12 protein-coding genes and 1 pseudogene are annotated in these 12350 nt (G+C 64.5%); 5 read left to right on the forward strand and 8 right to left on the reverse strand.

Going from position 1 to position 12350, the window contains the following annotated elements; genetic code table 11:
• Nucleotides 1-190: 190 nt before the first annotated feature.
• From MYXE_RS23930 to MYXE_RS06860, 3 genes and pseudogenes are all read left to right on the forward strand, one after another.
• Nucleotides 191-1294, forward strand: a complete 1104-nt coding sequence (locus MYXE_RS23930) for a reverse transcriptase domain-containing protein (protein WP_332102225.1) — start codon at nt 191-193, stop codon at nt 1292-1294.
• Entirely contained in the window at nt 1264-1638 is a 375-nt protein-coding gene (locus MYXE_RS25075; RefSeq protein ID WP_332102226.1) for a group II intron maturase-specific domain-containing protein, read from the forward strand. The genes MYXE_RS23930 and MYXE_RS25075 overlap by 31 nt, the downstream gene beginning before the upstream one ends.
• A gap of 107 nt (nt 1639-1745) precedes the next feature.
• Nucleotides 1746-2222: pseudogene (locus MYXE_RS06860) on the forward strand (IS3 family transposase); the annotation flags it as partial.
• A 143-nt stretch (nt 2223-2365) separates the two neighbouring features.
• Here MYXE_RS06860 and MYXE_RS06865 read toward each other — a convergent pair.
• From MYXE_RS06865 to MYXE_RS06875, 3 genes are all read right to left on the reverse strand, one after another.
• Nucleotides 2366-2938: an LppA family lipoprotein gene (locus MYXE_RS06865; protein ID WP_085193889.1), complete on the reverse strand. Its 573-nt coding sequence runs from the start codon at nt 2936-2938 to the stop codon at nt 2366-2368.
• On the reverse strand, nt 2935-4500 hold the full coding sequence (locus MYXE_RS23935; RefSeq protein WP_197904885.1) for an alpha/beta hydrolase: 1566 nt from the start codon (nt 4498-4500) through the stop codon (nt 2935-2937). Before MYXE_RS23935 ends, MYXE_RS06865 begins: the two co-directional genes overlap by 4 nt.
• A gap of 64 nt (nt 4501-4564) precedes the next feature.
• A complete protein-coding gene (locus tag MYXE_RS06875; RefSeq protein ID WP_112650325.1) occupies nt 4565-4906 on the reverse strand; it encodes a hypothetical protein in 342 nt (113 codons plus the stop codon).
• A 185-nt stretch (nt 4907-5091) separates the two neighbouring features.
• On the opposite strand from MYXE_RS06875, the gene MYXE_RS06880 reads away from it, so the two are divergent.
• A complete protein-coding gene (locus tag MYXE_RS06880) occupies nt 5092-6333 on the forward strand; it encodes a WS/DGAT domain-containing protein (protein ID WP_085197280.1) in 1242 nt (413 codons plus the stop codon).
• 6 nt (nt 6334-6339) lie between these two features.
• Here the strand turns inward: MYXE_RS06880 and MYXE_RS06885 are convergent, their stop codons facing one another.
• Both MYXE_RS06885 and MYXE_RS06890 read right to left on the reverse strand, forming a co-directional pair.
• Entirely contained in the window at nt 6340-6945 is a 606-nt protein-coding gene (locus MYXE_RS06885; RefSeq protein ID WP_003920487.1) for a helix-turn-helix domain-containing protein, read from the reverse strand.
• A complete protein-coding gene (locus MYXE_RS06890; RefSeq protein WP_232061757.1) occupies nt 6942-8618 on the reverse strand; it encodes a pyruvate, phosphate dikinase in 1677 nt (558 codons plus the stop codon). The genes MYXE_RS06885 and MYXE_RS06890 overlap by 4 nt, the downstream gene beginning before the upstream one ends.
• A gap of 292 nt (nt 8619-8910) precedes the next feature.
• Here MYXE_RS06890 and MYXE_RS06895 point away from each other — a divergent pair, with 292 nt between their 5' ends.
• Nucleotides 8911-9420, forward strand: coding sequence for a DoxX family protein (locus tag MYXE_RS06895; RefSeq protein WP_003920485.1), 510 nt, complete (start codon nt 8911-8913; stop codon nt 9418-9420).
• A 91-nt stretch (nt 9421-9511) separates the two neighbouring features.
• Here MYXE_RS06895 and MYXE_RS06900 read toward each other — a convergent pair whose 3' ends face one another.
• Genes MYXE_RS06900 through MYXE_RS06910 form a run of 3 tightly spaced genes read right to left on the reverse strand, consistent with a single transcriptional unit; the run spans nt 9512 to nt 12248 of the window.
• Nucleotides 9512-10072: a NifU family protein gene (locus tag MYXE_RS06900; protein ID WP_085197278.1), complete on the reverse strand. Its 561-nt coding sequence runs from the start codon at nt 10070-10072 to the stop codon at nt 9512-9514.
• Nucleotides 10069-11982, reverse strand: coding sequence for a ferrous iron transporter B (gene feoB / locus MYXE_RS06905; RefSeq protein WP_085197276.1), 1914 nt, complete (start codon nt 11980-11982; stop codon nt 10069-10071). The genes MYXE_RS06900 and feoB overlap by 4 nt, the downstream gene beginning before the upstream one ends.
• Entirely contained in the window at nt 11982-12248 is a 267-nt protein-coding gene (locus MYXE_RS06910; RefSeq protein ID WP_085197274.1) for a FeoA family protein, read from the reverse strand. Before MYXE_RS06910 ends, feoB begins: the two co-directional genes overlap by 1 nt.
• Nucleotides 12249-12350: the final 102 nt, after the last annotated feature.

Raw genomic sequence — 12350 nt, forward strand, 5'->3', positions numbered from 1 at the left:
AACACGGGAACCACCGCGCCGGTCCCCGACCCGACCCGGCAGCCCGCCGGGCGGGAGGGGAAGGCAGTCGTCGGCTGATGCCGGTGTGGTGGGGCGGAGGAGCCGTAGTAGTCCGAGGCCGGGAAAGCCGGTCACATGGCGAAGGGCTCCAGCAGGTTCGCGGCAAGTACGCAAACTGTGGAGGTCACTTGTGAATACGAGTGCTTCGTGGCCCGACCCGGATACGGCCGAGCTGCGGGTACGCAGGATGCAGCGCAAGCTGCACCACTGGGCGGTTGATGAAACCGACCGCTGTTTCGATGATTTGTACAACCTCGTTTATGACCCCGCGTTCCTCACCGTCGCGTGGGAGCGGGTGCGGACGAACAAGGGTGCGCGTTCTGCTGGAACCGATGGGATCGCACCGCGGTCTGTCGGCCCGGTGGAGGCGGTCGGATTGCTTGCGCGGCTCCGTCAGGAACTCAAGGAGCGGGTGTTCCGGCCGGATCCGGTGCGGGAGGTGACGATCCCGAAGGCGAACGGCAAGCTCCGCAGCCTGGGTATCGCGACCGTCGCCGACCGGGTCGTGCAAGCTTCGCTGAAGCTGGTGTTGGAGCCCATTTTCGAGGCGGACTTTCATCCGTGCTCATACGGGTTCCGGCCACGCAGGCGAGCCCAGGACGCCATCGCCGAGATCCATCACCTCGCCAGCGGCTCACGGGCCTATCACTGGGTTTTCGAGGGAGACATCACGGCGTGCTTCGACGAAATCTCGCATTCGGCCCTCATGGACCGAGTGCGGCGACGCATCGGGGATAAACGCGTTCTGGCCCTGGTGAAGTCGTTTCTCAAGGCAGGGATTCTCTCGAAGGATCTCGGCTACCGGGACAACGTCACCGGCACTCCGCAAGGCGGAATCCTGTCACCACTGCTCAGCAATGTCGCCCTGTCCGTTCTCGATGAGCACTTCGCCGCGAAGTGGAAGGCGCTCGGCTCGGAATGGACACGTGCCAAGCATCGACGCGCAGGAGTCCCGACCATGAAAATCGTCCGCTACGCGGACGATTTTTGTGTCATGGTCCACGGCACTCGCGTTGATGCCGAAGCGCTGTGGGGCGAGATCGCGGCAGTGCTCGCGCCGATGGGCCTGCGCCTGTCGGTCGAAAAGAGCAGGGTTTGCCACATCGACGAGGGTTTGAGTTCCTCGGCTTCCGCATCCAGCGGCAGCTCAAGAAGGGCACGACCAAGCACTACGTCTACACCTGGCCGTCGAAGAAGGCACTCATGTCCATCACCGAGAAGGTCAGGAATCTGACGCGGCGACACAAACATCGGGCGCTGGCTGATCTGTTGCGCCGACTCAACCCCGTCCTTCGGGGATGGTGCAACTACTTTCAGCACGGGGTGTCCAAACGCACCTTCGACTACCTCGACCACTTCGCATGGTGGCGGGTGGTGACCTGGATGCGCAAACGGCACCACGGGCTGGCGTGGGGCGTCTTCCATCGACGGTTCCTGCCCAATTGGCAGATCCGCGAAGGCAAGACGGCGATGTTCCGGCCGCAGAAGGTAGAGGTCACCCGATACCGCTACCGGGGCACGAAGATCAATACCCCATGGACAGCGAGGCCGACGGACATCACTGCACCAGTGGCATGAATCCGTGGAGAGCCCGTTGCGGAGAGATTCGCTCGGCGGGTTCGGAGGGCGGGCCGGGGAAACGGATTGGCAGAAATGCCGACACCGCGCCTCGGTCCGACCCCTACACCTATCTGAGCACGGGTGAGGGCTGGCTTTATCTGTGCGCCGTCCGCGATGGCTGCTCACGGCGGGTAATCGGCTGGGCCATCGACGATTACCTGCACACCGATCTGGTCCAGGCCGCCGTGGAGATGGCTGTGGCGATGCGCGGCGAGCTCGCCGAGCAGGTCGTGTTGCACGCCGATCGCGGCTGCCAGTACACCTCGGCACAGCTCGCGCGGTTCGCCCGCGAGCACAACCTGGTGCGCTCGGTTGGGCGCACCGCGGTGTGTTGGGACAACGCCCAGCAGGAATCATTTTGGGCCACACTGAAAGTCGAGTTCTACGACCGATATCTGTGGCCGACCAAGACGGCCGCCAAGCTCGCCGTGGGCGATTGGATCGAGCGGGTCTATAACCGACGCAGACGTCATTCGGCCCTCGCTATGATGAGGCCGGTCGAGTTCGAAGACCAACTCACTCAGACGGCACAAGCCGCCTGACCCTGTGTCCACCAAACGGGGTCAAGCCCAGCCAGCGACGGCCGTAACTTCCCTTGCGATATGCGGAGGCCGGGTGCGACGGTCGCTCGGACGTAGTCGATCTCGCGGTCTGTCTCATGGAATGATGGTCGGTCAATTCGACGCTACGGATGAGGCTGGCCGCTCGACGTCGACGTCGGTGTTGGCGTGTCGGTCTCCCGCATACGGCAGTCCGATGTCGCCGTGAGGATCGTCTGCACCGCAGTACCGAAGTGAAATTGAGCTCCGGAACCAGAGATGGCGAGATCTTTGTTCCTTGGCTGATCTACGAAAACATTGACAGTAGTGGCACCGAACCGCGCGGCGCCGTCCTTGACGATCTGCAGCGCCTTCGGCCAGATGTCGTCGGGGATCGGGCGGTCAAAAACAATGCGTTCGAACACGCGAACAGCGCGGGTCCAGACGTACTCGCCGGCGCAGTGGTCCCAGCTGTTCTCGTCGACCGTCCACTTCATTCCTGGCACGAGGGCGGCGACCTTGTCGGCCATCTCGCTCATGGCCGCCGTGTACTCGGCTTTTGCGGTCTCAAATGATGGTTTGGACCGTAGTCCGTTCTCCAGCTCAGCCACCCGCTGCGGCCCCGGATTGCCGTGCGGCCCGGAATCGCCTCCGCCGCAACCGGAAATCGACATGCATACCACCATCCCCACAATTCCTGCAGCGATTCGAATCATCATCCTCCCGGGTGGGGATATGGCTTCAATGGCGTCGGCGCCATCACCAACTGCTTACCACCTTCAGGAAGGTCCGCTATCCCGGCCGCGATCACCGCCAAGTTATAACCTGACATTCTCAACACTGGTTCGCCGCCTGGTCCGATGACCGCCCGAGGATAGTCGGCGTGACTCAGCACACCCGCCCGCGCAACGCCGTCCGGACTGGTCCCCGCGGCGGCGGATAACTCGGGCATTATCCCGCTATACGGGTCGACACCCCAACCGTGCAGTGGGGCGAGCGGTCCAACCTCGGGGATCAAGTCATGACCAATCGACCTCATCACGTAGGCATGACCATTGGCGAGCCCAAGCTGACCGGGGTTGGTGAGCTCGAGGCCCGGGGATCCGTAGAACACTGCGTCGTTGACTGGATGCAAGCCCTGGGCGTTGAGCTGTTGCAGTGCCAGCGACGACGTCAAGGAGCCATACGAGTGGCCGAATAGGCTGATATGCGCGTTGGCGTTGTTGGCGCGGACCTGTTGTAGGTACGACGCGAGGTTCGCGGCGCCGGCGCGGGCTTGCCCGTCGTTGATCATCCGCCAAAAATCACGCGGGCTCGTGGTGTTGATGGGGTTCGCCGGCGGGTCGTAGCCCATAAACGCGATCGTGGATACAGAACCGGGCAGACCGAGCCGCTTAAGTTCGTCCTGGGCTGTCCTTTGGAGATTGCGGGCCTCGTTCACCATGTCTGGCAAGGAGTCTTTGGTGGTGGAGCCAATGCCGGGGACTGTTATCGCGATGTCGGTGGCAGTGTCGGGATTCTCGACAGCGACAGCCGCGCGAACCTTCTGGCCGGGATCTGCTGGAATGTCCAGTTGCGTCAGGTAGGTTTCGGGCGCTTCGGTTAGCGCTCTATCGATGGAGTCGAATTCGGCCATGCGGTTGTGGGCGGCGTCTAACTGATCCTTCAATCCCTGGAGTTCCGCACTGTTACCGCCGTGTGCCGCCAGCCGGTCATAGCGCCCCTGCAGCTCATCGATGTGGTGCTGGAGTTTGGCGCGTTCGTCGCGGAGCCGCGCTTGGTTCGCATCGCTTTCGCGCTGAGTGGGAGTAAGCCCCTGCGGGCCGATGGGCGGACCGGCATCGGTCGGGATAGGTGTGTCGCCGTCAGCCATGTTGATCGCGGCGGCTAGCTCCGAGTCGACCGCGTTGGCCTCCGCCAAGATCTCATCCAGCCTGGGCTGTAGCTGCTCTTCGGCGATGAGGGCCTCTATTGGCAAACCCTTGAACGTCGAACTCGGTACAACCGCATTGGTCATCGGGTCGATCGTCATCTGAAGCGCAGCCGCATCGGCCCGTAATTGCCGTAACTTAGCCTGCACGTTTTCGATGCCGTCGGCGGCTTGGTTGGCGGCTCGACCCACTGCAAGCGCCTCGTTGCCATGGGCATCAAGATCTTTGCGGATCTGCGCGTTTTGGTGTTTCCTGGCTTCGGCCGTTTGACCTTCCCAGGTGTCGAAGACGGCAAGCGATCCCAGTTGGCGCGACACGTCCAGGGTGGCCTGTCCGCGTGCGGTGGCCACATGAAACACCGCGCAAGGCCTCGGCGTTCCACCGATCAATATCGGCCACCGTCAACGTCACGGTTTAATCCCGAGCGGTGCTGGCGGCCCCGTTCCCGTACTCGGCGACGGCGCGTAGCTTCTCAGCGTTCGCACGCTCCATCGCCGCGAAATCACGGGCGTCATTGTGCAGGCTCAGCGCATGCTCACCGACCATTGTCAGCAACGCCTGGGACGTGGTCAGCCAGGCCGTCAGCCGGGCATTCAGCGCTGCCGCAGAACTCCCGACCCAGCCGGTCTGCGCCGCCTCCATCCGATTGTTCGACGACACATGAGCAATCGCCAAGTCTTCGCCCTGCCCGTGGGCATGCGCGGCAGAGTAGGCCAAGGTCTCCAAGTCGACCCGCAACTCGTCCTGAGCTGCCATGCCCGTTACCACCTCGCTCCGAAGCTGCTGAGTATCCCACACCAGTACCAGGAATTGGGTGCAAGTCACCCACGACGGTGCTCGGCAAATGCCTGCCGGACGTCGTTGTGTGACAGCCGACAACTCCGAGCTCAGTTGTCTGCAGTCCGCAGTATCGTCGAACGGGCGAACATCGGAAACGACCAATGACGAAGCACCGGATGGCGGCGGTCGACGCCCAGTTTTATTGGATGTCGGCCAAAATCCCCAATGATCAGTTCCTGCTCTACGCATTCGGCAGCCAACCGGCCGATCTGGACAAGGCAATAGACGACCTTCGTGCCCGCGCCCGAGGGTGCCCTGACCTGACGATGCGGGTCGACGACGGCTGTGTGCTCACCTATCCGACGTGGGTGCACGCGGACATCCAACCCGACCAGGTGATCTGCCACGAACTGGACGACGACACCTGGCATGGCTGCCTGGACGCCGTGGTGCGGTTGGCAGAAAACCAGCTCGACATCCGAAAGATGCCGTGGCGGCTACACGTATTCACCGAAGTGCGCGACATTCCTGAAAGCAGCGGGACGGGCACCGTCGCAGTCATGCAAGTCGCCCACGCGCTGGGCGACGGAGCGCGTGCCTCCGCAATGGCCGCTTGGCTTTTCGGTCGGACGGAGTCGGTTCCATCGGTGACGCCCCAGTCGCGGCGATTGCTGCTCTGGCGAGCTCTGCAAGCGGCGCGCACCCACCGCCAGCTGGTCAGCGATACGCGCGCCGGGCTGCTGGCTCCGGCGGTCGGATCCCGGCCGCCGCTGGCCACCAATTCCCGCCCGGCTGGTGCTCGCACCGTGCGCACGCTGGTGCGACGGCGCTCTGCGCTGCGCGGACCGACGGTGACTGTCGCGGTGCTCAGCGCGGTATCCACCGCATTGTCAGCTCACCTGGGTGAGGTGACCGATACGCTGGGCGCCGAAGTGCCCATGGCGAAACCTGGTGTGCGCCATGCTAATAACTACTTCGGCAACGTTGTCGTCGGGCTGTATCCCGAGCTGGCGCCCGATATGCGGGTCGTTCGCATTGCGGCGGACTTGGCCGATGGCCGCCGCCGGGCAGAGCATCCAGCGGCGCGCGCGGCGGATCGCGCGTTTGCTGCGGTTCCCGCCCCGCTGCTCCGCTGGGGCGTCGCCCAGTTCGATCAAGACGCTCGGCCGGAGCGGGTCGCCGGCAACACCGTGGTGTCCAGCGTCTATCGGGGCGAGGCCAATCTGCACTTCGGCGGTGCGCCCGTGGTTTTGACCGCCGGGTACCCGGCGCTATCGCCAGCGATCAGCCTCACCCACGGGGTACACGGCATCGGCGACACCATCGCGATCAGTGTGCACGCTGCCGAGTCGGCAATCGCCGATATCGACGCCTATCTGCATCGCCTCGACGCCGCACTCTAGCCAACGCTATTGAGCGTTTCCGGCTTTGGCCTCGGCCTCCCGGGTCAGACCGGCGGCGCCGATCAGCTCCTCATGCAGTTCGAACCACACTGTGTGGTAGGAGTCGATCAGCGGCCGGGTCAGCCACGTTGCATCGCCCGCCTTGACCTTGTCCAGCGCATTTTGCAGCTTCGCGGAATATGCGTTGAGCCGGGGCAATTCCGAGGCGGCCGCGGCGATGATCGGCAGCACCCGTTGGTGTACGTCGGCGATGCGGGCCAGCACGGCCGCGTCATATTCGGCATCTTGATGGGTATTCGCTTCGCCGTCTTTGAGCTGCCAGTCGGTGACCGCTGCTTTGAAATCTGCATTGACCGCCCGAAAGTCGTTGTAGGCGGCCAATAATGCGGCTTCGTCGATATTCTTGCGTTCCTCGGCCAGCAGTTCGCCGAGCCGGGTGCGGCCGTCGCGGCTCAGCTTCAATACCTTGTCGCCCTCCACCAGACCCGCTGCGGCCAACCGCTCGACGGTATCGGCAACCTCTGCCGGATCAGCACCCAACGTCACGGCCAAGTCCGTGGCAGTCACCTGGCCTTTCAGCCGCACCGCTTGCAACACCGTCAACTCACTCATCGTGTTTCGGCCAGCCGCAGCGCCGTCAGCATGGTGATCACCGGTGTTGGCGATACCACGTCGGTATGCCCCTCGGTTAGGGCGCTGCGCACCGCTGCTTCGGAATTGTCGGTCAGCGTGGGGTAATCACCGTCGGCATGCGCACGCAGCGGCGCGACACGGCGAGTGATGTCGGCCAACTCATGCAGCTCCGGGGTGTCGTCCTCCGACCAGGCGGACAGCTCCAAAATACCTTCGCGCACTTCGCCTTCGCTGCCGTCGACGGTCACCAGTTTCCCGGCCAGCGATTCGGCGACTCCGCGGCCACAGCCCACCACGGCCACCTTGCCGAGTTCGCGGCTGACCACCGCGGCGTGGCTGGAGGCGCCGCCGACTTCGGTGACGATGCCGCGCGCGGCCAGCATGCCGTGGACGTCATCGGGGCTGGTGTGGTTGCGCACCAGAACGACGTCCTCACCTGCGTCGGCGGCGTCCATGGCCTCATCGATATCCGTGTAGGCACGGCCTGATGCCACTCCGGGGCTGGCTGGCAATCCGCGCGCCAAAAGTGGTGCGGCCAGCCGGATTTCCGGCTGCAGCGACGGCAGCAGCAGCGTCTCGACTTGAGCAGGGCTTACCCTGTGCAGCACCTCGGCATCGTCGATCAGTCCTTCGCGGCGCAGTTGCAGTGCCAGTCGCACCGCCGCCTGTGCCGATCGTTCGGCGGCCCGGGTCTGCAGCAGCCACAGCTTGCCCTCTTCGACGGTGAACTCGATCTCTTGGACGTCGGCAGCGAGCCGTTCGAGTGTGCGGGAGGCGCCCAGCAGCTCGTCGTAGACCGATGGTTGCTCGTGACCTAGGGCGGCGATGGGTTCGACGTCGACCGTGCCCGACACCACGTCGTCTCCTTGCCCGCCGGGTACCCATTCGCCGAACCGTTCATCGGCACCTGTTATCGGGTTACGCGAAAAGACCACTCCCGCACCTGAATTGAACCCCATGTTGCCGAACACCATCGACTGCACGACGACCGCGGTGCCACCGTTGTCGTCGATGCCGTGGTGCGCGCGGTAGGCGATCGCGCGCGGCGAGTTCCACGAAGCGAACACAGCCTCGATCGCCGTCCGCAGCTGCGTATACGGGTCGGCGGGCACCAGGGATCGCGTTGAGCCGCTCTCACCCATAGCGGCGATGCGTTGATACAGCCGGCTAAATCGTTGCCGGGTGTCGCGGGCGAAAGCCGCCGTGCCCAGCGTGGCCAGCGCCTGCTCGACAACGTCGTCGATGCCCAGATCCAGCACCGTGTCCATCATCCCGGGCATCGAGCGCGCCGCACTGGACCGCACGCTGACCAGCAGCGGACACGGTCCCCGCCCGAACGTTCGTGACGTCTGGGCTTCCAGCCAGCGGACCCGGTCGAGCACGTCGTTCCAGATCGCCTTGATCGTGGCCTCGGGGTCGGCGAGGTACTGGGCGCCAACCTCGGTGGTGAGGCAAAACGCGGGCGGTACCGGCAAACCGTGCCGGCGCATCATATCGATGCCGTACCCCTTGTTGCCCAGCACTTCCCGCGGCAGCCCAGCATTGCCGTCTAGCACCACGGCGATCGATGACCGCGGTGCCGACACCGAGGTCCCCGCCCACTCGACCGATGCATTGTCGCAGGCGCCGCCCTCAGGCACGCCACGATTCATCGTCCACACCCCTCGTCGCTCGGCGCGTTCCGGCGGGCCTTGACGCTCTTTCAGCAAACGTCCGACTACCCGCTATGTTCCCACACGCTAACTGGCGTCCCCGCGCGAAGGCGCGATCAGGGCTGTCCGCGCAGCAGCCCGAATCCGAAGTTAGGGCCGAATCCGCGGCGCAGCGGCCAGATGAATCCACAGTAGTGCGTACGGGTCGAGGAGCCGAGCCAGCGGCGCACTCCGCCGGCGCTGCGTAAGGGGTAAAACGCACCGGGCCCGTCGGATGATCTAACTTGGCATTATGACTGCCTACGACGTCGGATTACTGATCCTGAGGCTGGTGCTGGGCCTGACCCTCGCCGCCCACGGTTTCAACAAATTCTTCGGTGGCGGCCGGATACCGGGAACCGCGCGCTGGTTCGAAAGCATCGGTATGAAACCCGGCACCTTCCACGCCGCGGTGGCCGCCACCACGGAGGTATCCGCTGGACTGGGCTTGGCGGTCGGACTGCTCACGCCGATCCCGGCGGCGGGCTTCGTCTCGCTGATGCTGGTCGCAGCCTGGACCGTGCACCGGCCCAACGGCTTCTTCATCGTCAAAGAGGGCTGGGAGTACAACCTGGTGCTCGCGGTCAGCGCTGTCGCGGTGGCCACGCTGGGCCCGGGACGACTCAGCCTGGACTGGCTGATTTTCGGGCACAACTGGCTCGACGGCTGGAATGGGCTGCTGTTGTCGACGCTGCTCGGTCTGGCCGGCGCCATCGGCCAGCTGCTGATCTTCTACCGGCCCCCTGTCAAACAGGCGCAGTAGGGCGGCACCGCGCGTCGCGGACCCCTGCGAACCATCACAATTGCCACGTCGGTTTCAGCGACGCGGCGGGCTGCCCCGTTGACACGACCCCTCAGTGGATCAGCAAGGACAGCAGCTTCTTGCCGAACGACAATGAGGGAGACTCGTTGTCGGAGGAAACAGTGACCTGCTCGCCGACCCGTCGGCGCAATTCGGACTGGAGCTTTCCGTAGATCGTCGAGCTGGACGCCGGGCACCCCGCGCATGCACCGGACATCCGGACCGTCACATGATCGCCACTGACCGACACCAATTCGATTGATCCGCCGTGAGATTCGGCCAGCACACCGATCGGGCCAGCGAGCAGCTCGGCGGTGACCTCGGCCAGCTCGCCGGATGAGGCGTCCACCTGCCAACCCGCGGGCTCGCGCAGTGCCGCGCTCAGCGCGTCACGGATGTCGTCGCCCAGCTCGCGCCAACTGGAGCCAGGGCCGAGTGTGACGAACACATTGCTGTCGCGCACCACCAATTCGTCGATCACGCCGCGGTCAAGCAATGCCCCAAGCCGACCGGGCGCATGCCGGACGCTGCCTTCAGCTGCAAGACTGCCAGGTGGCACCACCCAGCACAGTTGCCGGGGGTTCGAGGTCGCGATGGCATGGATCGGAATCATGCCCCGACACCTACCGCAATTGACCTGGCGGCGAAAGCCATTACCCACGCGAGCGCGAACATGTAACCGAAAGCCAGGGCGGGCCACCGCCACGAGTTGGTTTCTCGGCGCATCACGGCCACCGTCGACATGCACTGCAATGCGAACATGAAATACACCAGCAATGCGATGACTGTCGGTGCGGTGAACACCGTGTGGCCCCGATCGTCGGTCATCGTTGCCAGCGCTTGCCCTGGGTTGGCGGGGTCGGTCGCCGCTGACACCTGGCCGAGCGTGGAGACGAACACCTCGCGCGCCGACAGGGCACCGACCAGGGCGACATCGATGTGCCAGTCGAAGCCGAGCGGTTTGAACACGGGCTCGATCCCCTTGCCGACATCGGCGGCATAGCTGTGGCTCATCACATATGCGGTCGCGTCGGTGCGGGACATGGTCGCGGTCTCCGCTTCGCGCGCCGGCAGGTTGAGCAGCGCCCACAGCACCAGTGACACGGTCAAGATGATGGTTCCGGCCTTGCGCAAGAACGCGTTTGCCGCACTCCAGACCGCGACCAACACAGCTTTTAGGGGAGGGAACCGATACGGCGGAAGCTCCATAGTGAACGGCAGCAGATCGCTGCGCAGGATTGTCGACTTGAACAGCCAGGCCGCGACCAGCGCTGAAGTGCCTCCGCCGAGATACAGCAAGAACATCGTGATGCCCTGGGCGCTGAGCCCCCACCAACGCGTTTGGGGGGCGACCAGCAGGCCGACCAGCAAGGTGTACACCGGCAGGCGCGCAGAGCAGGTCATCAGCGGTGCGCTCAAAATGGTGGCGATCCGGTCGCGCGACGACGGCAACGTCCGGGTCGCCATGATCCCGGGGATGGCGCAGGCGAACGACGACAGCATCGCCACGAAAGCGCGGCCTTCCAGGCCGGTGGTGGCCATCACCCGGTCCATCACAAATGCCGCCCGTGCCATGTAGCCGATATTTTCCAGCAGCGCAATCAGCAAGAACAGCAACACAATCTGGGGGAGGAACTGCAGGACGGTGCCTACGCCACCGATGACTCCGTGGCCCAGCAGGCTACCCACCATCGAATTGCCCATGTGCTCGGTGAGCTGGGTGCCCAGCCAGTTCAGTCCATCGGCTATCCCATCCCGCAATGGTGCGCCGATCGTGAAGACCACTTGGAAGAAAGCAAACATCACCGCGAAAAACACCACCGTGCCCCACAACGGGTGCAGCAGCAACCGGTCGATCCGGTTGGTGCGGTGATCCGGTTGCGGCGCAACGTAGTTCGAAGCGCCAAGCACGGACTTGCCCCAGGAGTCGACGGTGTCGGGATCGGATGGAGGCAGCAGCGGGGGCCGTTGCCACTGGTCGAACGACCCTAGCTGTGCGCGCAGGGCCGCGATGCCTGTGCCGCGGTGTGCGACGACTGCGATGACAGGAATGCCAAGCGCCGTGGAGAGCGCGTCGATATCGATCCGGCCGCCCCGTGACGTCAATTCGTCGATCATGGTGAGTACCAGCAGGCACGGCAGATCGAGGCGCAAAACCTCGGCGACAAGTGTGATCGAACGACGCAGTGTGGTGGCGTCGGCCACCAGCAGGATCGCATCGGGTCTGCCGATGTCGTCGAGTTCACCGGCGAGGACGTCGGCGACCACCTGCTCGTCCGTGCTGATGGGGTCGAGGCTGTAGGTGCCGGGCAGGTCCTCCACGGCGATCGCGGCACCATCCACTTTGGTGGTGCCCACGCTGCGTCCGACGGTGACGCCGGGGTAGTTGCCGATTTTCGCGCGCAGCCCTGTCAGGTGGTTGAAGACGCTGGTCTTGCCGGCGTTCGGACTGCCCACCAGCACCACCCGCCGAAGATCTTCGACCTGGATCGCGGCGCTGCTCTCGGTGTGGCACGACGTCATCAGGGTGCCTCCGGGACGACTTCGATCAGTCGCGCCTCGCGGCGGCGGATGCACAGTTCGGTGTTGTGGACCCGGTAGATGGTGGGATCACCTAGCGGTGCCCGGCGGATCACGTCGACGCGGGCGGTTGGCCGGAAGCCCAGTTGGTGGAGTCGACGTCCCACCGCGGGATCGGCCTGCGGCGCCAAGCCCACCACGGTTGCCTGCTGGCCCGGCGCCAGCTGGGCAAGGTCGCATCGATGCGGAGCTGGGGCTTGACCGTGCATGACGTGCCTTAACTTTCGGTGGAGTCAACTGTCGAAGTTACACCTGCATCACCGGTCGGTGATCCCCCAACTGAGTCCCCGACGCCGCACGCGGCCATATGA

Origin of the sequence: Mycobacterium xenopi (assembly GCF_009936235.1) — a bacterium.
Taxonomy (GTDB): Bacteria; Actinomycetota; Actinomycetes; order Mycobacteriales; family Mycobacteriaceae; genus Mycobacterium; species Mycobacterium xenopi.

Coding starts and splice junctions, on each gene's coding strand:
- MYXE_RS06885 (WP_003920487.1), bottom strand. CDS start 6,945: ATGAGTGAGTTGACGGTGTTGCAAGCGGTGCGGCTGAAAGGCCAGGTG.
- MYXE_RS06910 (WP_085197274.1), bottom strand. CDS start 12,248: ATGCACGGTCAAGCCCCAGCTCCGCATCGATGCGACCTTGCCCAGCTG.
- MYXE_RS06875 (WP_112650325.1), bottom strand. CDS start 4,906: ATGGCAGCTCAGGACGAGTTGCGGGTCGACTTGGAGACCTTGGCCTAC.
- MYXE_RS06865 (WP_085193889.1), bottom strand. CDS start 2,938: ATGATGATTCGAATCGCTGCAGGAATTGTGGGGATGGTGGTATGCATG.
- MYXE_RS25075 (WP_332102226.1), top strand. CDS start 1,264: ATGTCCATCACCGAGAAGGTCAGGAATCTGACGCGGCGACACAAACAT.
- MYXE_RS06895 (WP_003920485.1), top strand. CDS start 8,911: ATGACTGCCTACGACGTCGGATTACTGATCCTGAGGCTGGTGCTGGGC.
- MYXE_RS06900 (WP_085197278.1), bottom strand. CDS start 10,072: ATGATTCCGATCCATGCCATCGCGACCTCGAACCCCCGGCAACTGTGC.
- feoB (WP_085197276.1), bottom strand. CDS start 11,982: ATGACGTCGTGCCACACCGAGAGCAGCGCCGCGATCCAGGTCGAAGAT.
- MYXE_RS06890 (WP_232061757.1), bottom strand. CDS start 8,618: ATGAATCGTGGCGTGCCTGAGGGCGGCGCCTGCGACAATGCATCGGTC.
- MYXE_RS06880 (WP_085197280.1), top strand. CDS start 5,092: ATGACGAAGCACCGGATGGCGGCGGTCGACGCCCAGTTTTATTGGATG.